The organism is Nocardia sputorum (genome assembly GCF_027924405.1).
Classification (GTDB): domain Bacteria; phylum Actinomycetota; class Actinomycetes; order Mycobacteriales; family Mycobacteriaceae; genus Nocardia; species Nocardia sputorum.
Genome location: NZ_AP026978.1, coordinates 331,852 through 352,282, shown reverse-complemented (window position 1 = coordinate 352,282; position 20,431 = coordinate 331,852). Strand labels below are relative to the sequence as shown.

The following is a 20,431-nucleotide window of genomic DNA, read 5'->3' as shown; positions in this document are numbered from 1 at the left end:
CCATCAGCCACCCCCGAAGGAACGGACCCTCGGCGCGAATTCCTGAGTTTTATCAATACGTGAAACCCGGTTTTCGACCGATTTCAAACCTTCGGTACGAAAACTCGCGAAAAACCTGAACAACACCAGCTGGTATAGTTTGCCTGCCCGGGTGCGCCGCAGGGGGTGCGCATCCGGGCATTTCTTCGTCTCGAACGTGCCTCCTCCTGCGGCATCGAGTTCCGTCGAACCGTGGCCGGCCGGACCGACCGCGGCGCTCTCGGACACAGCAACGACAATCCGAATTCCAAGGCGCCGAACGAGTCGGCGAATCTTTCGGAATTCACCAAGGCGTCACCGTACCCGGAATCTCGATCCGACACGCGGCAAACCGACGAGTCAGGTAGCCATCCGATTCCGATTTCTGTTACGGCAAATATTCGGCAACCGCACCGTCCCGTCCGGAGGGTGCGCGAATTCGACAGCGGCCCAGGATTGTTCACGCGAGTGAACCAGCAGTCCGGACGACCGGCCACCGCCAACGTTTCGCCCGCCAACCCGTCCCACGCGCCCGCCCCGGCCAGAGCCGTTCACCCCCTGCAAATCCAAAGACATTGCCAGCCAACATGATTGAATGATATCCAGATACAGCTGAGATGAACAAAGCTGGGTGGCAAGTGTTTACCGCCTGCATCGCAGCCCGCGCACGCCGCGTTACCCAACTCCCCCTCACCGCCCGCCACCCGGCCCCGCCGCGCCGGTCCCACCCGTCCACTCCGCCCGCCGACACGAACTCCCCCGATTGGGGCATCCGCCCCCGATCCCACTACACTGTTCCTCCGCGCCCCTATAGCTCAGTTGGTAGAGCTACGGACTTTTAATCCACAGGTTGGGGCGTTTCTACCAGCGGAAACGCTAGAATCGTGGGGCAAACGTGGGGCTCGCAGCCTCCACGCCCCGCCGTCGTGATGGTGCCCCCTGTAGGACTCGAACCTACGACCTAGTGATTAAAAGTCACCAGCTCTACCAACTGAGCTAAAGGGGCTCGGCTGGACAGCATAGCTGACAGCGGCTGTGGGGCACGAACCGATTGAAGGGTGGGCCAGTCGATGGCGTGGGCGGAAAAGCTCCCCAGCGGCAAGTACAGGGGCGTCTACAGGGACGCGAACGGGAAGAAGCGGAGCGCCGGCACCTTCGCCCGGAAGGCGGAAGCGGAGCGGCAGGCCGGGAACAAGGAAGTCGCGGAACGCCGGTCCCCCACTCCCGACGGAGCCGACAAGATGACGTGGGGCGAGTGGGAGCCGACATGGACGGCCGCACGGATTGTGAGAAAGAGCACAAACCGTTCCGACGTAGCCCGGCTGCGTGACCACGTCCGCCCTCGATGGCAGAAGGAACCGCTGCGCTCGATCACGACAGACGACGTGCAGAAGTGGGTGACCGACCTCTCCAACAGCGGCATGGCACCTTCGACCGTCGCCAAGTGCTACTACCTTCTGAGTTCCTCCATGAAGGCGGCCCACCTCGCTCGCCGCATAGACGTGAACCCGTGCAAAGGCGTCACTCTCCCGAAGCCTGGGCCGATGCCAGAGCGCTACCTCGACGACGAGGAGATCGCGGCTATCGAAGCATCGCTGGATGCATTTGACCTCGTCGTAGTCGAACTGCTGCTCGGTACCGGCGTCCGCCTCGGTGAAGCGATGGGGCTTCACTGGGAGAGCGTGAACATCAAACGTCGCGAGCTCGTCGTGGAGTGGGCCTACGACCCGGTGGAACACGAGATGAACCCACCGAAGGACTACGAGCGCCGAACAATCCCCATCGGAGACAAGCTGACCAAACTGCTCAAAGTCCGCTTGGATCGTGTGGGTATGGGCAAGCCGGCGCCGGCGCCGGTGCGGTATCCCCGTAACGCGCGCGTGCACTCGGGTCTTGTGCTGGCCCATACTCAGGGCCGACCCTTTGACTCAAGCAACCTCCGTGACCGATTCGAGGCGTCGGTACGGATCGCCTACGTCGGCAAGGGCAGAGGACGCCATCAGATTGGACACGTCCGGCTGCACGATCTCCGCCACACCTACGCAAGCCGACTCCTCGAGCGGGGCATACCGATTGAGGATGTGTCGAGATTGCTTGGTCATGCTTCGGTCACGACGACGATGAGATATGCGCACCGCGCCAAGTCGCGATGGGACAGCGTTCGCGCAGCCCTGGATTGAGGCACTGCTGCGAGCGCATGCTCGGTGCGCCCATCGCATCGACTGCCGGATTCCCGGTGGAGAGCCTACATCTCGCCTAAGGTATCTCTGTGACGAGCGACTCATTGCGATCGACTAGTTCTCCGCCACCAGGGTTCAAAACGTTATCGATTACGGAGTGGCGGCAATTCGACGAGATTTATATAGATTTCCACCCCCGACTTACCATCCTTACTGGCGCAAACGCGACTGGCAAAAGCACCATATTAGGAATTCTTGGAACTCACTTCAATTGGGAAAGAGAATTTTCCGCCTCTCCGGGAAGTGATCGGAAACAAGGGCGCTGGTTCAGCATACGTCCCCGGAAGCGTTGGCTTGCGGACGATGGAGAATGGGCTCGCATAGGAAAGCTTGTGTACGGTTCGGGAGGCTCCACCCCCATTAGCGTGCCGATGCGTCCAGCGGATAGCAATCGGTTTCAGTACAACTTGCTCATGCCGCACCGCCAGAAAGTTTCCGGAGCGTTTCTTACTTCTCATCGAGCGTCTGCTGGTGCCTATTCGAGTATCGCAAACATTCCGACGGTTTTCAGCGACCCGAATACACTGTTCGATCAATATACTGGAGAAATCCGTACTCGATGGTCCGGCGGCTGGACACAAAAGTCTCCTCAGATGGTATTTAAAGAATCTTTGATTTCAGCAGCCGTATTCGGTTCGCGAGGCAACCCGAATGTAGAGTTCAACGAAAACGCAGCAGAGATTTGGGAAGGCTTCCATAATATTCTGACGCAGGTCATGCCATCAACTCTTGGGTACATCAGAATGCGAATTAGAACGCCGGACGTAATTCTTCATACTAAAACTGGGGACTTCATTCTAGATGACGCTTCAGGAGGTCTAAGCGCAATCCTGGAAGTAGCTTGGCAAATATTCCTTCGGTCAAGAACAGAAGAGCGGTTCACTGTGCTGCTCGACGAACCAGAGAATCATCTACACCCGAGTCTTCAGCGGGAGATCATTCCAAGTCTTCTGCGGGCTTTTCCACGTGTCCAGTTCATCGTTGCGACACACAGCCCATTCGTTGTAACCTCTGCCGCCGACTCGGCAGTCTACGCGTTGTACTACAACCAACAACGGCGCGTCGAGGCAAGATGGCTCAACTATTCGAACAAGGCTGCTAGCGCTGATGAGACCCTACGGCAGGTCTTGGGAGTAGAAAGTACAATGCCAAAATGGGCGGAGACCTTGTTCGATTCCATCGTCAGCCGCTACGCGGCAGAGGGACTCGATGAATCGAGCCTGCGGCGATTGCGAAACGAGTTGAAGGCTAACGGCTTAGAGCCAGAATTCTCTGATGCAGTAATCTCCGTAGCAGACCGCCGCAAGCAGGACCCGCACGGATGAGACGTCTGATAAAGGGAGACAAGCCCAACGTTCTGTCAAAAAATGAAGATAAATGGACGACAGACTACGTCACGGCGAAGCGCGCTGGCACCGAGAAAAAGTATGAAAAGTGGCGGCATCCCGAGATACAACAGGCATTGAGTGAAGAAACCGGGAAGCGATGCGCCTACTGTGAGCAATTTGTGGCAGATGTTGCTTATCCGCACGTAGAGCATATTATCCCCAAAGGCCTTCAGCCCGAACTCGCTCATAGGTGGCATAACCTTACCTGGGCATGTCCAGTATGCAACACCAACAAGGGGGAATTCTACCATCCAACTGACGGCTTACTGAATCCGTATGAAGATGAAATAGAGGAACATCTCCGATTTCATGGCGACTTCGCCTCATCACGCCTGGGAGCGAATAGGGGAGAAATAACCGTCACACAACTGAAGCTGAACCGCATTGACCTCGTCACAGCGCGTGTGCGTCGTTTAGCCAGCATCAAAGAGATGCTTGAACGATGGTATGTCGCGGTGGAACCTATGCGCAGCGTGCTCGCAACCGCGATCCGAATAGATGCCACAGATGGAGAATTCACCGCGACAGTCGAGGCTTATCTGGAACGCGAAGGGTTTCCTCTCAAGCAGAGTACATCCTAAAGCTGTGCACAAGGGAATTGCTCTTGAATGGCCGACACCGAGATGCCCACACCACCCGCGCCGCCCCTAAAGCCGACCGTGGCGGCTCACCCGATCGTAAATTGATAGCTCTCTATGCTGTGGAGTTACTGCCCCACTGGTCAATTCAGCAGCTCGGTACCGCTCCGCCTGTATTCAAGCCGCGGTAGACCAACACGACTCGCGCTCGCTCACCCGTGCCCCTCCGCCTGCGGGTGCCACGCCCCACAGGTACCACGCTTGCAAAGGTATGCGGCGGCTGACGACCGTCGCCGCACACCTGTCCCCGAACATGCCACCCAGTCCAGCACACCGAACTTATGTGGCCGCGCCCGTACACACGTCCCCCCTACCTGTTTACGGTCGCGTGCTACTCGGGTATGTGTCGCATCGCCGCCAGGCGTGCGGCACGTTCGGCGGCGCGCTAGGAGCCAGTTCTTGAGCACGCGTCCACCGACCAACAACGGTGCCGCAAAGCTATGTGGCGAGGCCCCAGTTCGCTGCCTCATGAGGTTGATGGCACCATAAACTACTCCGACCAGTCGCTCCAGTCGCATCGCTTACATCGAATTATGTAAATGAGGACGTCATGCGGGGCAACCTGCGAGGCGGTCTGGAAGTCTTGGCTGCCGCATTCTGGACAGAACTTGATCCCGAAGTACGAGGAGTCATCTCGCAGGTGCTGCTGATACACCCGCGCGAGGTGCTGGTAGTCAATCTGAACCTTGTTCGTACTTGAACCGACCCTCTGCCAGCGAAAGCCATCGGCAAGATATGGGCCGCCGGTGTCCGCGCCTGGAGGTACGCACGCCACCAGGCGATCGGGGGTTCGAAATTCGAACATCTGCACCGCGAGCGGCAGGCCGGTGGTCATCGATAGCGTCTTGGCCTTGATGGTTCCGGCTAGACGTGCCGATGTCTCCAAGCCGAGTTGGAACCCTCTGTGAGGCGAACCGTCGCTGTTCACCCCGAAAATGACCGCCCCACCTTGGGGCTGGCTGGCGAAAGCGGCGAGGGTTCTTGTCGCAGCCTCGGATGTACCTGTCGTTTGCTTGAACTCGACGGTTTGGCCTTCCCCTGAGGCGATGAGGGCGAGTACTTCTTGAAGTTGCATTTGCGGCCCGCTCCTTGCGCTAATCGACTGGTCCTCCGAGCGGAGTGCCGATATGTGGTAACCGACATTGGTCGACATTCGGCATCTGCCGTTGAGTTCATGTCCCAAGAGATACGAATCGACTGGCGCAGCATCGTGACGCCAGCGACTGCAGGTGGCCGATGCGGTGTACCTGAACATCTGTGTGTGCACCCGGCCCCTCCAGAGGCCTGACTCCCTGCGAAGGCGGGCGCTGGGGAAGAGCCCCGCCCCGCGGCCTGCGGCTGCGCAGCCTTCCCGCTCCCAGCGCCCCGGGCGAGCCTGGCTCGCGTACCCATTTAAACCGCGCGTAGGCGGTATTGGCCGGTGGGCCGATCGTGGCTGCCCTCGCTGGTGACCTCGGTTTCTTGAGCGAATCGCAACTCGGTACCGAACGTCAGCGCGTGGACATCGCTCAGTGGAAGATCCAGATCCTTGGCGATGCCCCGGGCGGTTACCCTTCTCGTGTTCGATCGGCTGAGCACCTGGGGAAACACACGTGACATTTCGTAGTTCGGCATTCCACCAGGTTCAGATGTCCTGAATCCCCTGGTCGATAGCTCAATGCACACCTGACGGTAGGTCCAGTCGCTGATCCGGCCAGCTTTGTGTGCTGCGAAGGCCAGTGCCATCGCAGACACCTTGAACTGGCTGCGCACCGCCAGGATGTCGTTGACCGACGGGGTGGGTGACAGGTACTCCACGATGCTCGCCGCTGGCATGAGGAACTCCGAGGCGAAGGCGTCGGCTTCACGCTCGACGGCCGTGGTCGCGCAAGGCTCGGCGTCGTGCAACACCAAGTGGCCCACCTCGTGGGCCAGGTCGAACCGAATCCTCTCCGGAGATTTACGGCGCGCGAGGAACACATAAGGAGTCCCTGACCACCACATCGAGTACGCGTCGACCGCATCGGCGAAGGGCGGAAGGCTGTAGACGCGGATGCCACGAGATTCGCACAGCTGAATCAGGTTCGGTAGCGGTTTCGTGCCGAGCCCCCAGACCCCACGCAACAGTTGCGCGGCGGTCTTGGGATCGTTGCCCGCAAATGAGGGCAGTGACACTGCAGGCAGAACATACCGAGCGGAGATCCAGCGGTCGATCTCCACACCCGACACTCCTGCAGCCGCCGCGGCATCGCGTTCACGGGCAGTCGCCCGTCGCGCGGCGCGGAATCGGACCTCAGCCGAGTCGAACGCTGGTGCACCGCCACGCTCGAAATACCCGGGTGGGAAATCCAATGCTGTCGCGAGTTCCTCAGCGACTTCCCGGGGCGCTTCACCAGCCTCGTACCGAGCGATCGTGCGGGGAATGACCGAAAGCCGTCTTGCCAGATCGACTTTCGTCATTCCCCGACGCATACGCGCGACCCGGATCCTGTCTGGGTCGAGGTACGCCTCAGCCGACCTCGATGACTTGGAAGTCGACGTCTTGTCCTCCGACATCGCGCGGCCTCGCGCTGACACGTTCCGGCCTCCATTCATCCAGGATGACTCGCACTTTCCAACCGGTGAACTGACCGTCTTCGAAGCCTAGCGGCAGTGATATTTCCATTCGCACCGACTCCTCGTCTCGGAAGTAGACGAGAAACCACGGCCCGTGAGGTGGCCGTGCACGGAGGTCGGCGTCGACATCACGGTCGACATTGCCCGCACGCAATGCTTCGATCGTGATGAGCGGCGCTGTACCGTTGACCGCCTCTGCGGTGGCTTTTCCCCTGCGACGTGCGGCGAAAGGACCGGTTGGGTGGTCGATGATGCCGGTGATCTCGTTTCCACCGACGGTGGACAGCGTGTATGCGCCGTCCGTGCGCTGGGAGATCGGTCGGTTCTTGGGATCGTCGCCGAACCAGAGGTTCGTTCCGGCCAGTCGTTCCCGCAGCGTGCCGACGACGTAGATCCACCGGATGAGACCGGCGGCGGTTACCGGGTGATGTCCATTCATGTTTCCGGCCCAGATCTCGCCCGTTGCGATGGCAGCGTGCACATCAGAGACGGCGATGTCCATCTGGGCGAGGTACGCCGGCGCGTCGGGAGGCTCGATGATGATCGGGTGATGAAAGGGCAGTGGCTGGCTCAAGGTCTTGATACCTCCGGTGCGCCTCAATATTTTGTTCAAAACCGGTCAATCAGCAGGTCACAAGCAGGTTAACACAGCGTGCCGGATGCAGGATTGCTTTTGGGCCGGGGTGGGGTTCCCGCATTGCCAGGGGTGACAGGGGGGCCTCAGAACGCGACCGAACGAGCCTTGGCGACGCTGTCCAACCGCAAGAGCGCGGAAGCCGGAAGCCAGGCAGTGTCGATTACCTGCCCGGCTTCCCGCGGCCACCTAGGTCACCGCGCCTGGATCGATGACGCTCGTGCGGTCCTTCGCGCGGTCGCTGCGGGCCGCTCCACTCCGGAAGAGCGCCAGCGCTATGCCACCCGGCGAAACACCACAGGCACTGCGGCGCCAGACACCGGGATCCCCACGCCACCCAAGCCGCCCCAGAAGCGCGACCGCGGTATCTCACGCTGACCGATCGCAGATCGATAGCTAGTTTCGACGCTGTAAAGTTGCTGCTGGCTGATTAACTCCCAGTCCCGGGACTGGTCTGCCTGCCTGCTTTGGAGCTGCGGTAGACCAATACGACTTCTGCGTGCGCACCCGCGCCCCTCTGGGTGGCCTGCCTCCCGGCGAGGGCGGGGTGCTGGGGCAGAGCCCCGCCTCGCAGCCCGCGGCTGCGCAGCTTTCCCGGTCCATAGCGCGCGCCTTGGGTTTGTGCTGGGTGTCCCTCCGGTATGGCCTGGGGCTACTCGATCACGACGGCGGCGGCCGTCAAGGGTGGCCGCCAGGCCATCGCCGCAGGCGACGCGAAGCGCCCTTGATGGTCGTTGTCGTCGTGATAGCCCCCAGAGAAGGCCATGCCGGAGGGACACCCAGCACACCGCGCGTCGGACCGCGCGACCGCCAGGTCGCGGGACCACCCACGGATCGCGTCGCGCGCTGCACCACTGTGCAGCTGCACGAGCCCGCGCTCCACGCACCCCACCGAACACGCGCTACGCGACCCGACACACGCACAGCCGCGTGCAGTAGACCGCAGCCGATGCAGACGACGCCACCACCGTCACCGTCTCCCAACGCAACCCACTCGCGAACTTTCCGATGCCCACCCAACGCAACCACTTCTTTTTCTCTCAACCACCACCCCAACCCTCCCTGTTTTGATCTTTTGATTTCTGATTGCTCCCCCACCCCCTCCCAGTCCGACATCTCGTTGAACACGCAGTGGGCGATGAGATGTCGGACTGGGAGGGGGTGGGGGAGTGAGCAGAAATCCCGCCCTTTACCCAGCTCACGGAGGGTTGGGGTGGTGGCTGAGAGGCGCGAGAACCACGCACCCGCTTGTATGCGTGATTCGCTCGAAAGTTGCGCGTTTCTCGCACACCTGATGACCGACAAGATCGACATCTCGACCCGTCGAGACTATGGCGAGAAGGCCCTTCCTCGGCCGGATAGCGTGAGCCCGGCTCGGCGGTTGTTCAAGGGCGCTCCTGCGTCGCGTCGCCTACGGCGATGGCCATACGGCCACCCTTGAGCAACCACCGCTCCGGACTCGTTGTACCTGCGGAGGAAGGGGCCAGGGGAAAGGTCAGGGGATGGACAGCCGAGTTGTAGACCGGCTGTAGACACGACGAAGCCCGGCCGAATTCACGGCCGGGCTTCTGTCGGTTGGTCGGGTCAATCGGCGGGCGGGACGTAGGCGACCAGCTCGTAGACGCGGCCGTAGCCACCGCCCTCGACCGGGCCGACGTAGACCAGCTGATCGAGACGACCACCGATCGCGAATCCGCCGGCCCGAGACCGGCGCACGCCCGCGGCGATCGCGCGCTGCACATCACGATCCAGCGTGATCGAGCGCAGGCCCTCGTCCTCGGAGTCGACGCGCTCGTCGGTCTCGAGGATCAGCGCCGAATCGATGACGGGATCCCCGGCCTGGGCGACCATCGGCTTGCGGTTGACCCAATACAGCGGCTGCCCCGAGCTGTTGTGGCGGTGGCGCCGCACCACGGCCACGATCTCGCCGGACACCGTGGTGTTCGGCTCCACGTCGCGGCCGAACGGGTTGCGGGCGCCCTGGCTCATCAGCTCGGCGTTGATCTGGTCCAGATCGGTCAGTGCGTTGGTCATTTCGGTTACTCCTCGGTTATTGGGTGGTTTATCCGGCGATCAGCCGGACGCTATGGGGTGCGGGCGACGCCAGCTGCTCGCAGTGGGTGTCGCCTTCGGTCTTGAGGCGGGCGAGGATCTTGCCGACCGAGCCGTGGTGCAACCCGACGATCGGGGCGATCTCGCGGTAGGAAAGACCGGCCTGATGCAGCCGCAGGATCTCCGCGTCGCGTGCTGCTGTCGCATCCATTTCGACCGGTGTCGCCTCCACGTCGGCGGGTGTCGCCTCGGTGTCGCCCGATTTCGGGGCGGTGTCGCCGGTTGTCGCCGCCGCGACGGGTGCTGTCGCCTGCGGGGCCGGGGTGCGGGGGACCTCCATCAGCGCGGTGAGCGCGTGGGTGACCGCCAGCGCGGCGATCGGGGCGGCTCCTGCCACCGCCGCGGCAGCGGGAGCGGGCAGCAGCAGATCGTCGGCCTTCCAGGCGTGGACACCGTTTCCGATCAAAGACACCAGCTCAGCGGCGGCGAGTTCGGCCCAGAAGAACCGGCGAGTCGCGGCCGGGACCACCACGCCGATCTTCTCGCGCCGGTTCAACGCCACCAGCGAGAACGCGGCCTGGACGATCGGGCCGTCCACGATCACCGGGGCGCCCCACGCCAATCGGGAGTCGATACCGGACATGACCGCCACACCGTGCAGCGCGATCGCCGACCAGAAGAACGCCGCGATGCTCACTGCCGCAAGCGACAGCAAGGCGACAGCCTCAGCGGCGTTCCACGACGGCGGCGACACCTGCGTCGCCGTGGTCGTGGGAGCGGGCGACGCGGCGGCGCCAGACGGCGACGCGGTGTCGCCGGAGTGCGACAGGGTGTCGCTCATCGTTCGTAGTCCTCTCGGTTGGAGTCCGACACGGCCCACAGGCCGTAGACGGGGGTGTGGATCAGCCGTTCCTGCTCGGCGTGCAGGGCGTGCCCGGCGAGCTGGTCCAAGGCGTTGTCCAAATCGCTGGCAAGCTCGCGGTTACGGTCTTCCAGCTGAGCGGCCTGATGCTCGGCGGCATTCAACGCCGCCAGCGCGACCGCCAGCCGCTGCGCCAGATCCGCGGCGCGCTCATTCGCCGCGATCAACCGCGCCTCCAAATCACCGGTGGCCGAACCGGCCGACGACGGCCCGGCCGGGCTCACCGGCGACGACGGCGCGACCAGGGACACCGACTGCGACCGCGACCGCAGCGGCATCGGCCGGACGGCCAACTCGACGTCGAAGCAGTCCGCGGGCTGGGCGGGCATCGTCGCCTCGACCGACGGGGCGCTCACCGCTCCACTCCGTCACGCTCAGTGTTCGCCAGCGACGCCGCCAGCGCGTTGCCGGATCGGTAGTCCGCCAACGCAGATCCGGTGGCGGTGGCGCGGGTAGTGTCGGTCATTGGTTCGGCTCCCTGCTGGATGTTTGTGGTGTCGGGCCATCGGCCGTGGCCGGTCATGTCGCGTGCCTGCAACTGACTGCGCCACGTCGTCGGGTCCATGCCGGGCGGTGCCTCGCTCGGCATGGTCGGCGGCTCCGGGTGAAACAGGCCCGCGTAAACGGTGTGCGCGAGCATGTCGTCCAGCTCGGCCCAGCGGGGCGCGACGGCCGGATCGGCGGTCCACCGCTGTTGGATCGCGCGGGCCTGGGCCCGCAGCTCTTCTGCGCGGGGGTGGTGGGGCCACGGGGCGTCTTCGGCCCGGTCCCGCAGGATGTAGGCGCGGGTGTAATCGGTGCGCCACGACGCCTCTTGCGGGTCGGGGACCCGGCGGGCGTAGTAGTCGGCGACCGCCGCGTCCAGGCCGTCGGAGCGGATGAGCTCGCCGATCAGATCCTCCATGGTCCGGTCATCGGTGCTCTGGTCATCGGTGCTCATCGGTCCATGCCTTCCCGCTCGGCGCCCTGGGTGAGCGCGTCGGCCAGGCTGCTGGGCCGGTAGTCCGCCAGCGCGGACATACGAGCAGCGGCGAACGAGCTGGACACCGGGACCGGCCCCGCGGCCGGCCGGGCCTCGGCCGGATCCGACCATCCCTCGCGGCGTTCGGCGGCGGCGAGCTGCTGGCGGGCCTGCTCGATCGAGCGGGGCTCGACCACCCAGGCGCCGTGTCCGGTCAGCTCGCGGGCGTGCAGTTGGCTGCGCCAGTCGATCTCGCTGATCGCGTGGAAGCCCTGAGCCCGATCCGCGGTGATCTGCTCGTGCATGCGGCGCATGGTGTCCGGCGCCGAGCGCCAGTCGCTGTGCGCGTCCTCCAGGTACCGGTAGGCCGCGCCCAGTTCGTCATCGCGGTCCGACCAGCGGGCGGAAATCTCATCGACCTTGCCGAAGATCCGCTCGGCGTCGTCGCCGGTGGCGTGGAACGCGGTTTCGCTCAGGTCCTTCACGCGGTCGAAGTCCGCCCGCATCAACACCTCCTGCGGGTTCTCGACGCGCCCGGCGTAGCGGTTGATGTACAGGTCATCCAGGTCGTTGCTGCTCATCGATCGATTCCTTCCCGGTCGTGTCCGTTGCGGGCGATGGCGTCGGCCAGGCTGCTGCTGGGCTGGTAGTCGGCTAGAGCGGAACGGCTGCTCGAGACCGACGCCTTGGCCTGCTCGGCCTGCCGCTGCGCGGCCGGGCGACCGGACTCGTCGGAGGTGCTGCGCTCCTGATGAGCGCGGGCAGCCTCGCGCGCATGATCGAGCACGTGCTCGACCAGGCCCCGTTCAGAGGCTTTGCGCACGGCCTCGAAAACCGCAGTGGCGTCGGCGATCTCCTTCGACAGGCCACCGCCGAACCGATCCCGTCCTGCGGCCTGGCGAGCCTGCTCGGCTCGGCGTTCGGGGCTGCCGTAGCGCTGGTCGGCGGGGGTGCGCTCGGCGAGTTTCTGCACCGCCTCGTCGCGTTCGCCGCGCAGTTGGTCGCGCTCGGCGGTGATCGCGGTCAGCTGCTGGGTGAGTCGGGCGTTGGCCTCGGTCAGCTGGTTGTTGTGCTCGATCGACAGCCCGTGCCGGGCGGTGAGTTCGGCGAGCTTCTTGTCCCGCGCGGTGAGCTGCCGGGCCAGCTGGTTGTTGCGTTCGGTGGCGTCGACCAGATCGCCGGACAGCTGCGCGATTTCGCGACCGCGCTGCGCGAGATCCTCGGCGAGCCGGTGTCGCTCGGCCACGATCTGCACCACCGACACGGGCGGCTGCTGCGCATCGCGCTCGGGTGCGGAGGAGGCGCGCTCGATGCTCTCGCACCACTGGGTCACTTCGTCGGTGACCATCGATCGGCCGCCCTCGGCGCGGAACACCGGATCTTCGTGGCCCTCGCTGGAGGTCTCCGAGGCAGCCACATGCACGGTCGTGCCGGGTGCCGGCCGAATTTCGGTCAGCTGCTGCGCGGTCCAGCGCGCCGAGTCCGCCTCGGTGGCGTGCTCACCGCGCTCGTGCACCACCTGGTTGGCGTTTTCCGGCAGGTAGGTGATCGTGCTGCCGAACGGCAGCGCCTCCTGCTGCTGCTCGGCCTGGAGGGCCTGCTCCATGGTGGCCTGTTCGTGGTGCACCTGCCCGGCCAGCGTCCGCTCCCGCAGCACCGCCTCCCGGGCGGCCAGCTGGTCGGCGACGGTTTCGGGGCGGCCGTGGTCGACGTACTGCTTGGCGGTGTTGAGGGTGTCGCGGGTCTGCACCGCCAGGGTGGTGCCGTCCGACCACGACGTGCGGCCGATGTTGCGCTGCAACCATTCGGTGGCAGTGTGCTCGGTGGCGAACGACCGGGATTCGGTGAGTTTCCCGCCGTCCGGATCGGTCCACGTCATCTGCGCGGTGTAGCGGTGACGATCGGTCTGGGCGGCGTCGATGCGAGCGAGCAGCGCGTCCTCGGCGTTGGCGCGGTGCGCGGCGTCCAGGCCCTGCTGCCACTCCGCCCGTTCCCAGTCGGCGTAGCGGTTGATATTGACCGTCTCGCGGGCGACGCGGGCGCGGTAGTGCAGCGCTTCCAGGCCCTTGACCTTGTGGGCGCGGGCGAACAGGTTGCCGGTCTTGTACTCCGGGAACACAGTCGCGGCGTCCAGACCGTCCAGGGCGATGCCCTGCTCGGTGCGGGTCAGATGCTCGTTGCCGATGAACTGCACGGCCAGCCGGTCGCGGTGCTCGGCCAAGGCGCGGGCGTCGCGGGCGCGGCGGTCGTGATCCACCCGCGGATCGTTCGCGCGGGCCGCGACGGCCTGGGCGTGCACGCGGTAGCGGTCGACGGCCTGATTGGTCCAGGTCAGGTGGTTGGTGCGGGACTTCTGCTGCTCGCGGCGCTCGGCGCGGACCAGGCGGCTGATCTCCTTACGGGCCCGGCGCCGTTCCAGCCAGTTCGCGGCCTGGGCATGACGCTGCATCGCCGTGCGCATCGCGGCACTGAACTGGCGTGCTTGCGCGACGATCTCGTCTTCGACAGCGGGACCGTAGTTGGTGTCGGACATGATCAGTTCTCCTTCTCGGTGGTGTGGAACGGGCGGAAGATGGCGGCGGCGAGCTGGCGGGTGCGGCCCTCGACGGCCCAGGCCATCGCGACCGGGACTGGGACGCCGAGGATTTCGGCGATCCAGTGCCATTCGGCGGCCTCGCGACGGTTCTCGGCGATATCGGCGCCGAGCGTGGTCACTGCTTCGGTGGCGGTGAGCGAGCAGCGGCCCCACCTCAGCGCGGCGGCAGGAAGCCGGGAGGCGAACAGGTGCCCGCGGGCGGCCTGGGAGGCTTCGGCGAACCACGCCGCGCGCTCGTCAGCCTCGGCGTCGGCGATGTCGTTGGCGAAGACCTCGCGGAAGTGATCCCAGCCTTCGGGCCACACTCGCAGGATTCGCTGGTAGACAGCATCGGAGTCCAGGGCCTCGATGCGGGCGCTGCGTTCGGGATCGGCGCTGACGTACTCGACGCAGGCCCGCAGGTAGCCGCGGGCGACGGTGATCTCTGCTTTCGTGACGTGCCCCGGGGTGGTGTTGGTGTCGGACATGGTCACTTCTCCTTCTTGATGGGGTTGTTTGTCGTGCGGCGGGTCTCCATCGCGGCGCGGCGGCGGGCCAGCTGCTCGACGTGACGGCGGATCCTGGCCCCGGTGTCGGCCAGGGCGTAGGCGAGCATGCGGACGGTTTCGATGGCGCCGGGGCGTCCGGCGCAGTGCCACCACGCGAACGCGGCCAGCGCGAGCACGTACAGCGCCAGCGGGCCGGGCAGCGGCAACACCGACACCGCGACCACCGCGCCGGTCGTGGTCGCCACCGCCGGACCCCAGATCCGCACGCTGTCGCGGGCCTTGGTGAGCCGGGAGACATGCGGGGTCACGGTGCGCCCGACGCTGCCGCCGTCGGGCACCACCGGCGTCAGCAGCTGCGCGGCGAGCTTCTGCGCCTCGCTGCCTTCCATGTCGGCGGTGAGTGCTTCGAGGACCTGCTGCTCGCGGGCTTGCTCGGCGGCGCTGCGTCCGCCCAGCTCCTCGCCGTGGTCCTCGGGTTCGATCGGTTTCGGGAAAGCCATTGCTCGTGACTCCTTGTCGTAGTGGTGGTTCAGGCCGGGCGGCGCTTGGTCAGGTCGATCACCGGCGCCAGACCGGTGGCGTCGTCGGTGTCGTGTTCGGGCTTCGGGTCGGTGAAATCGGCGATGCCGGACAGCGGGCGCAGCCGCTTGAGCTCGGCGTCGTCCAGCGGGGAGACCCGCCCCCAGCGGGCGCGGCCACCGGCCACCTGCACCACGTCGCCTTTGGCCATGGCGCGCAGCCGGTTCGGCGGGATCAGGAACTGATCGCCGGGCTTGACGTTGCCCTCGTCGCCGTCGCGGTTGCCGCCGATCAACTTGCGCGACAGTTCGAACTTCGCGCGGGTGCCGTACTTCTTGGCCAGGGTTTCCGGGTCCGAGGAGCGCATCAGCAGCGAGCCACCGGAGGCGGCGGCGACCAGGCCGGTGCGGTTGTCGTCGTCGTGGCCCAGGCCTTGCCAGGACTGCGCGATCCACCACGACCCGATGCCGGCCTTGCGCAACCTTTCGACCCACTTCACCGCGCGGGTCTTGCCGTCGGAGACTGCGGAGAACTCGTCGACCGCCATCAGCGAGGTGCGGCCGTGTTCCTTGTCGGCGAGCTGTTCGAGCATGGTGCCGATGGCGCCGAATTGGGCGCGGGCCCGATCCGGGGTCTTCACACCCTCCAGCACGATGTAGAGGACGTCGAAGTCGGTGAGTTCCTTGTCGCCGTCGAACGCATCCCCCAGCGCGCGGTAGAGGTTGGCGAACTCCGCGCGGGCGGAGTTCATGACCGGCTGCTTGCCGTCGATGGTCGACTTGATTTCCATGTCGATGCCCATGACGCCGGTCCAGACCTCGGCGCCGGGCTGCCCGCCCCACAGCTTCGACAGCCGCTCCACGTCGAACCGCGACAGGAACTCCAGCCAGCTGCGCGGCGGGTTGTGCCCGATCGGCGTCGGCACACCGTCGATGACCTCGACCCGGGCCGGGGCGTCCACGATCAGGTGGATCAGGGTCTCGCGGATCTCATGGAAGTACTTCTCGGTGTCGGTGGCCGGCGTGCTGCCGCCGGAGACCATCGCCGAGAGGATCGAACGCAGATCGTCCACGATGGCCTTCTGCGCCTTGACCTCCAGCGCGTCGAAGTCCTTGCGCGGCCACATGCCCAGCGACACATCGTCGGGGAAGATCCCGATCCGCGGCGCGGGCACACCCAACGCCGTGAACCATGTGCGCATCCGGGCGGCGACCTTGCGGGACTCCGGGCCGCCGTTGCAGTCGACCACGATCACCAGCGGCCGACCGGGACGATCCAGCCGCCACCACTGCCGGTGCCGCATCCAGGTGGTGATGAACCACGACACCAACAACCGCACCATCAGCGTCGTCTTGCCCGAACCGGAGCCCGCGACGGTGGTCTGGTGCTCCGCGGCGTTGATCCACGGCACGATCAGCCGGGTCTCGGTACGCCCCAGCAGCTGCCGCAGCACCGACGCCGCCGGGGCCTGGTCGGTCTCCAGCGCCAGGCGCCCGATCACCATCTCCGGCGACAACCCGCCCGTGGTGAAAGGAAGACGCCGGCGAGACAGCCGCGCGGCGGCGCGCTGCTCGCGCTGCGCCTGCGCCCACAACGCCCGCTCCGTGCGCGCCGGGGACTTCAACCCGACGGTGGCCAGCTGCACGCGGCGGTTGGTGTGGGCGATGGTCGCGGTCAGCCACGCCAGCGGCACCAGCACTACCGCCATCCCGAGCAGTCCGGCGGTGTACTGGCCCTGGAGGAACTGGTGGCTGGCCTCGGTCGCCATGCGGCCGGGCTCGAACACATCCCACGCCCACAGCGCGGTCGCGCCCGGCATCGCCAACACCGAACCGATCAGCCAGTTCCGCAACCGGGTCGGCTTCCACGCCAGCGCGGTCGCCGGGATCAGGATCATGATCGTCATGACCAGGATCGCGATCACGCACGCCGCGATCAGCAGCGCGCCATCGCCCAAGCCCTCCAGCGACCACGTGCTGAAATCGGGAAGCCACCCCAACGGGTCGTGGTCCAGGCCGATCGGCGGCATCTTCCGCTCGATCAGAATCGGCGTACCGGGTGTGGGCGTCGGCGTCGGGGTAGCGACCGGGGTCGGCGCGTAGGGCGCGCAATCGGTCGGGGTGATGATCGGAGTGCAATCGGTCATGATCAGACCGCCTTTCCTTCGTTCGGGTCTGCGACCTGGGAGATTTCGTGATCAGCGGCGGCTCCGCCCGCGATCACCCGAAGCCCGGGACGCGAAGCGAGCGAGGAGGATTCGGCCTTCTTCTTGGCCAGCAGCTCGTCCAGATCGACCAAACGCAACTTCGGGCCATCCGACAGATCCAGACCGGCCGCAGCAGCCCGGATCACGTTCTTCACCGCTTCACCGCGGCAGTAATAGGTCAAGCCAGTGCACTGAGCCTTCTCGGCGACCTTCAGCGCCTGGAGCAGCGAGGAACGCGCCGCCGCAGAGCTTTTGGCAGTCAGCTCGACCTCGACCGCCCACAACTCACCAGCGGCAGTGATGTAGCGGCCGTCGTGGATGTGCGGGCGCGGCTGACCGGCCTTCACCAGACCGACATCCGCGCGCATCGAGCGCTCCGAGATCCAGCGGTCCAGATCCAAACCGACCAAAGCCAGCCGCAGCTGCAACACGGCCTTGGTGTGAGCGGCCATCTTCGGCGTTGGCACCCAATAACGCACCGACCGACCCAGCAGGGCCTCCGCTGAGGACTTCGTCGGGAAGATCCACGACGGACCCGGAACAGGGCGCATGCGCTTGGCGCTGATCATCTGGGCGGCTTCCCACTTCGCCGTGATCCGATAGGCGCGGTTGATGCTCACGCCCAACATCTCGGCGACCACATCCAGCGGCGCCCCGTACATCTCGGCCAAGACCGTCAGGCCAGCCAGATCACGCGGCGAGAGTCGAAAACTCATCGGTCGTACCCCTGCCGTTCGGTCTCTCGCCTGAACACGTCGGCCAGGGACGAACCCGGCCGGTAGTCCGCGAGAGCGCTGGTGGATGTGTTCCAGCCCGGACCCGGATCTCCGCCCGCCTGGTCGAACGCGGCGCGGTCGACACCGTGACGCTCCGCCGCACGCAGCTGGTGCTCACGCGTCGCCTTCGCCAGAGCTGCCAGCTGCGCGGGCGTCGCGGGCCGCTTCGGCGCGGCCTGATTCACGTCGAACAGATGCGCCACCTGCTCACGGCCGTAGCGGCGGAACGGGATCCGGCCCTGAATGTCCTGGCCGTTCGGACGCAGCCCCGCGGCCTCAAGCTGCCGCTTCGTCCGCAAATGCCCCGGCGCCATCCGCCACCGGTAGGTCGGAATACCTTCGCTCACCGCGCCACCTCCTCACGCGGCACGCACGAACCCGCGGGTTCCGGAGGAACCCCGGCATTGAGCGGGCGGCAGATGTTCGGCGACGGCACGTAGTCCTGCTGATCGATCCACGCCGCCGTGCAGCCACCCATGCCGATGATCAGCAGCACACCGAACGCGGCGAGCCGCACCATCGGCGGCAACAACCCCAGCGGGGCGAACACCGCACTCGCACCGGTGAACTCCGGACCAGCCATCGAGTGCAGCGGGTTGTGACCGCCACGGCGGTCGAAATGAGTGACCGTGTACCCCTGAACAGGCGGGTCCTGCCGCCACGGCGCGGTCACCGCTCCGCCTCGTTCCGCTCGGCACCGTTGCCGTCGACCGCCTCGCCCATGTCAGCCTCGCGGTCATCACGCGCGGCCAGCGCATCCGCGATGCCGGCGTCGAGCAGCGCGCGCAGCCCGATTGCCTGCGCAAGCGTCAACTGCATCGTCATCCCGGCATACGCCGACGACGACGCCGGAAACACCCGAACACATACCCGGTCGACATGCGCCGCGTACTGCACCCGGAACGACCCGTGCACCGCGATATCCGCGACGACTCCGGTATCCACCGGAGCACCCGACTCGCTGGCGGCGACCACGTAATAGCCCAGGTAATCCCGCAACACGCCCTCGGGGGGTGCCTGACGCTCCCGATCCCCATCGCGCAGGTAGATGCTCATCGCCGAAGCCCCCACTGCCGCGAGGATCGCCACAGCGCGACTCCGCCCAGCACCATCACGGTGATCCCGACGACTTCCGGCGCCGTCAACACGAGGTAGCCGACCGCGACCGCGGCGGCGACCAAACCAAAAGTGCGCGCCCGCATTACGCGACTCCGGTCTCGTTCAAGGGACGGACCAGCGCGAGGACCTGATCCCGATCGACCTTGATGAGCCGCGGGCCGACCTGGAAGCCCTGCAAAAGGCCGCCGTCTACCCAGCGACGAACGGTCCGCGGGTGGACTCCCCCGGCCAGTTGCGCCGCATCGCGAAGGCTGATCAGCGTCTTCGGTCCACTGGCCGAGCCACTTCGTCTGCTCATATGTCACTCCTTTGGCGACTTGTCACTATGTATACACAACAGCGTATGTGTAGTTGCGTATGCGCACAAGCTCTACACATGTGTAGACGCCAAAGGGCACGAAAAAGGCCTGATCAACGAATTGATCAGGCCCCTATACGCTTCGACCGAAGTCGGTCCGATTTCAGGTCAGGTGGAGGTCTCCCGCCTGCTCGTGGCGACCGATTCAGGCTCTAGTGCCATCCGGAACAGGAACGCGTCGTAGCGGTCACGTGGATACGAGATGTTCGAGATCATGAGGACTTGCTCATCGCTGGCGATGTAGCGCTGAAATACAGCCTTGACCAGCTCGCCGGACGGAGTCTTGAGCCACTCGGCATGGCTCGCCGGCGGCAGAGAGTCCGTGATGGTCTCCTCCAGGAACGCCGCGGCCGAGACGTCGGCGCCATCGACCGGCTGATAGCTATCCGACACAGATATCGGTCGCCCGCCCTCCGATGCACGCACGACTACATGCGTCAACTCAGAGCCGACTTTCACGCCCAGCTTGTCCGCGAGGTCTTCCGTAGCGGACACACTCTCGATGTCACGCTCCACCTCGACCGGCTCCGTTGCTTCGTTCTCGAATGTCGTCTCGGGCTGCTCGAACTGCCGCTCGGGCGAGACCCTGGTCAGATTCGGCCGGTCGGCAACGAAGGTGCCCTTCCGCCGCTCGGTCCGCACCAGCCCCTGACCGAGAAGCAACTCGATCGCATTGCGGATCACGATCTGCGACACGCCGTGGCGCTTCGCCAGTTCGGGGTAGCTCCGCAGCTGGGTCCCCGGCGGGAGTTCGCCAGCCCTGATCTTGCGTGCGTATTCACCCGCGATCTTCACGTATGCCGGTTCAGCCACTGTCAATCCCCTCGCTTCGTCCATTCGGGCAGGAGTTAGTCACCCCTACCAATACACAACTACGTATACATACATCATGGCAGTGTGTGGGGAGTGGGGCGACGCGTT

At 65.2% G+C, this 20,431-nt stretch carries 22 protein-coding genes, 1 tRNA gene and 1 pseudogene; 4 read left to right on the top strand and 20 right to left on the bottom strand.

Features of this window, described 5'->3' with window-relative positions:
• Positions 1 to 3: 3 nt before the first annotated feature.
• Positions 4 to 267 carry a hypothetical protein gene (locus QMG86_RS01730; RefSeq protein WP_281877267.1) on the bottom strand — a complete coding sequence of 88 codons (264 nt, stop codon included), beginning with the start codon at positions 265 to 267 and terminating at the stop codon, positions 4 to 6.
• A gap of 681 nt (positions 268 to 948) precedes the next feature.
• Positions 949 to 1,024 (bottom strand) — tRNA-Lys (locus QMG86_RS01725).
• A gap of 64 nt (positions 1,025 to 1,088) precedes the next feature.
• Here QMG86_RS01725 and QMG86_RS01720 point away from each other — a divergent pair.
• From QMG86_RS01720 to QMG86_RS01710, 4 genes and pseudogenes are all read left to right on the top strand, one after another.
• The gene (locus QMG86_RS01720) at positions 1,089 to 2,198 is read left to right on the top strand and encodes a tyrosine-type recombinase/integrase (protein WP_281877266.1); all 1,110 of its coding nucleotides are present in this window, start codon (positions 1,089 to 1,091) and stop codon (positions 2,196 to 2,198) included.
• A gap of 89 nt (positions 2,199 to 2,287) precedes the next feature.
• Positions 2,288 to 2,434: pseudogene (locus QMG86_RS33515) on the top strand (hypothetical protein); the annotation flags it as partial.
• A 237-nt stretch (positions 2,435 to 2,671) separates the two neighbouring features.
• Positions 2,672 to 3,583: an AAA family ATPase gene (locus tag QMG86_RS01715; protein ID WP_281877265.1), complete on the top strand. Its 912-nt coding sequence runs from the start codon at positions 2,672 to 2,674 to the stop codon at positions 3,581 to 3,583.
• Complete coding sequence (locus QMG86_RS01710; protein ID WP_281877264.1) at positions 3,580 to 4,227, top strand: HNH endonuclease; 648 nt, start codon at positions 3,580 to 3,582, stop codon at positions 4,225 to 4,227. Before QMG86_RS01715 ends, QMG86_RS01710 begins: the two co-directional genes overlap by 4 nt.
• A gap of 547 nt (positions 4,228 to 4,774) precedes the next feature.
• On the opposite strand, the gene QMG86_RS01705 is transcribed toward QMG86_RS01710, so the two are convergent.
• The 18 genes from QMG86_RS01705 to QMG86_RS01620 form a co-directional block, all read right to left on the bottom strand.
• On the bottom strand, positions 4,775 to 5,359 hold the full coding sequence (locus tag QMG86_RS01705; RefSeq protein WP_281877262.1) for an AlbA family DNA-binding domain-containing protein: 585 nt from the start codon (positions 5,357 to 5,359) through the stop codon (positions 4,775 to 4,777).
• 317 nt (positions 5,360 to 5,676) lie between these two features.
• Entirely contained in the window at positions 5,677 to 6,723 is a 1,047-nt protein-coding gene (locus QMG86_RS01700; RefSeq protein ID WP_281877260.1) for an XRE family transcriptional regulator, read from the bottom strand.
• A 49-nt stretch (positions 6,724 to 6,772) separates the two neighbouring features.
• Positions 6,773 to 7,453: a hypothetical protein gene (locus QMG86_RS01695; RefSeq protein WP_281877259.1), complete on the bottom strand. Its 681-nt coding sequence runs from the start codon at positions 7,451 to 7,453 to the stop codon at positions 6,773 to 6,775.
• Between the two features lie 1,644 nt (positions 7,454 to 9,097).
• A complete protein-coding gene (locus QMG86_RS01690; RefSeq protein ID WP_281877258.1) occupies positions 9,098 to 9,547 on the bottom strand; it encodes a hypothetical protein in 450 nt (149 codons plus the stop codon).
• A gap of 28 nt (positions 9,548 to 9,575) precedes the next feature.
• Positions 9,576 to 10,406: a DUF2637 domain-containing protein gene (locus QMG86_RS01685; RefSeq protein WP_281877256.1), complete on the bottom strand. Its 831-nt coding sequence runs from the start codon at positions 10,404 to 10,406 to the stop codon at positions 9,576 to 9,578.
• On the bottom strand, positions 10,403 to 10,843 hold the full coding sequence (locus QMG86_RS01680; RefSeq protein WP_281877254.1) for a hypothetical protein: 441 nt from the start codon (positions 10,841 to 10,843) through the stop codon (positions 10,403 to 10,405). The genes QMG86_RS01685 and QMG86_RS01680 overlap by 4 nt, the downstream gene beginning before the upstream one ends.
• Positions 10,840 to 11,427, bottom strand: a complete 588-nt coding sequence (locus tag QMG86_RS01675; protein WP_281877252.1) for a hypothetical protein — start codon at positions 11,425 to 11,427, stop codon at positions 10,840 to 10,842. The genes QMG86_RS01680 and QMG86_RS01675 overlap by 4 nt, the downstream gene beginning before the upstream one ends.
• Positions 11,424 to 12,029: a hypothetical protein gene (locus QMG86_RS01670; RefSeq protein ID WP_281877251.1), complete on the bottom strand. Its 606-nt coding sequence runs from the start codon at positions 12,027 to 12,029 to the stop codon at positions 11,424 to 11,426. The genes QMG86_RS01675 and QMG86_RS01670 overlap by 4 nt, the downstream gene beginning before the upstream one ends.
• A complete protein-coding gene (locus QMG86_RS01665) occupies positions 12,026 to 13,981 on the bottom strand; it encodes a coiled-coil domain-containing protein (RefSeq protein WP_281877250.1) in 1,956 nt (651 codons plus the stop codon). Before QMG86_RS01665 ends, QMG86_RS01670 begins: the two co-directional genes overlap by 4 nt.
• Positions 13,982 to 13,983: 2 nt before the next feature.
• On the bottom strand, positions 13,984 to 14,511 hold the full coding sequence (locus QMG86_RS01660) for a hypothetical protein (RefSeq protein WP_281877249.1): 528 nt from the start codon (positions 14,509 to 14,511) through the stop codon (positions 13,984 to 13,986).
• Positions 14,512 to 14,513: 2 nt separating this feature from the next.
• Positions 14,514 to 15,032 (bottom strand): hypothetical protein, encoded by a 519-nt coding sequence (locus tag QMG86_RS01655; RefSeq protein WP_281877248.1) that lies wholly within the window; start codon positions 15,030 to 15,032, stop codon positions 14,514 to 14,516.
• A 29-nt stretch (positions 15,033 to 15,061) separates the two neighbouring features.
• Complete coding sequence (locus QMG86_RS01650; RefSeq protein ID WP_281877247.1) at positions 15,062 to 17,197, bottom strand: type IV secretory system conjugative DNA transfer family protein; 2,136 nt, start codon at positions 17,195 to 17,197, stop codon at positions 15,062 to 15,064.
• Between the two features lie 2 nt (positions 17,198 to 17,199).
• Entirely contained in the window at positions 17,200 to 17,973 is a 774-nt protein-coding gene (locus tag QMG86_RS01645) for a hypothetical protein (RefSeq protein ID WP_281877246.1), read from the bottom strand.
• Positions 17,970 to 18,380, bottom strand: a complete 411-nt coding sequence (locus QMG86_RS01640) for an RRQRL motif-containing zinc-binding protein (protein ID WP_281877244.1) — start codon at positions 18,378 to 18,380, stop codon at positions 17,970 to 17,972. The genes QMG86_RS01645 and QMG86_RS01640 overlap by 4 nt, the downstream gene beginning before the upstream one ends.
• Positions 18,377 to 18,616 carry a hypothetical protein gene (locus QMG86_RS01635; RefSeq protein ID WP_281877243.1) on the bottom strand — a complete coding sequence of 80 codons (240 nt, stop codon included), beginning with the start codon at positions 18,614 to 18,616 and terminating at the stop codon, positions 18,377 to 18,379. The genes QMG86_RS01640 and QMG86_RS01635 overlap by 4 nt, the downstream gene beginning before the upstream one ends.
• Before the next feature lie 86 nt (positions 18,617 to 18,702).
• Entirely contained in the window at positions 18,703 to 19,122 is a 420-nt protein-coding gene (locus QMG86_RS01630) for a hypothetical protein (RefSeq protein WP_281877242.1), read from the bottom strand.
• Positions 19,123 to 19,234: 112 nt separating this feature from the next.
• Positions 19,235 to 19,450, bottom strand: a complete 216-nt coding sequence (locus QMG86_RS01625) for a helix-turn-helix domain-containing protein (RefSeq protein ID WP_281877241.1) — start codon at positions 19,448 to 19,450, stop codon at positions 19,235 to 19,237.
• A 168-nt stretch (positions 19,451 to 19,618) separates the two neighbouring features.
• The gene (locus tag QMG86_RS01620; RefSeq protein WP_281877240.1) at positions 19,619 to 20,323 is read right to left on the bottom strand and encodes a GntR family transcriptional regulator; all 705 of its coding nucleotides are present in this window, start codon (positions 20,321 to 20,323) and stop codon (positions 19,619 to 19,621) included.
• Positions 20,324 to 20,431: the final 108 nt, after the last annotated feature.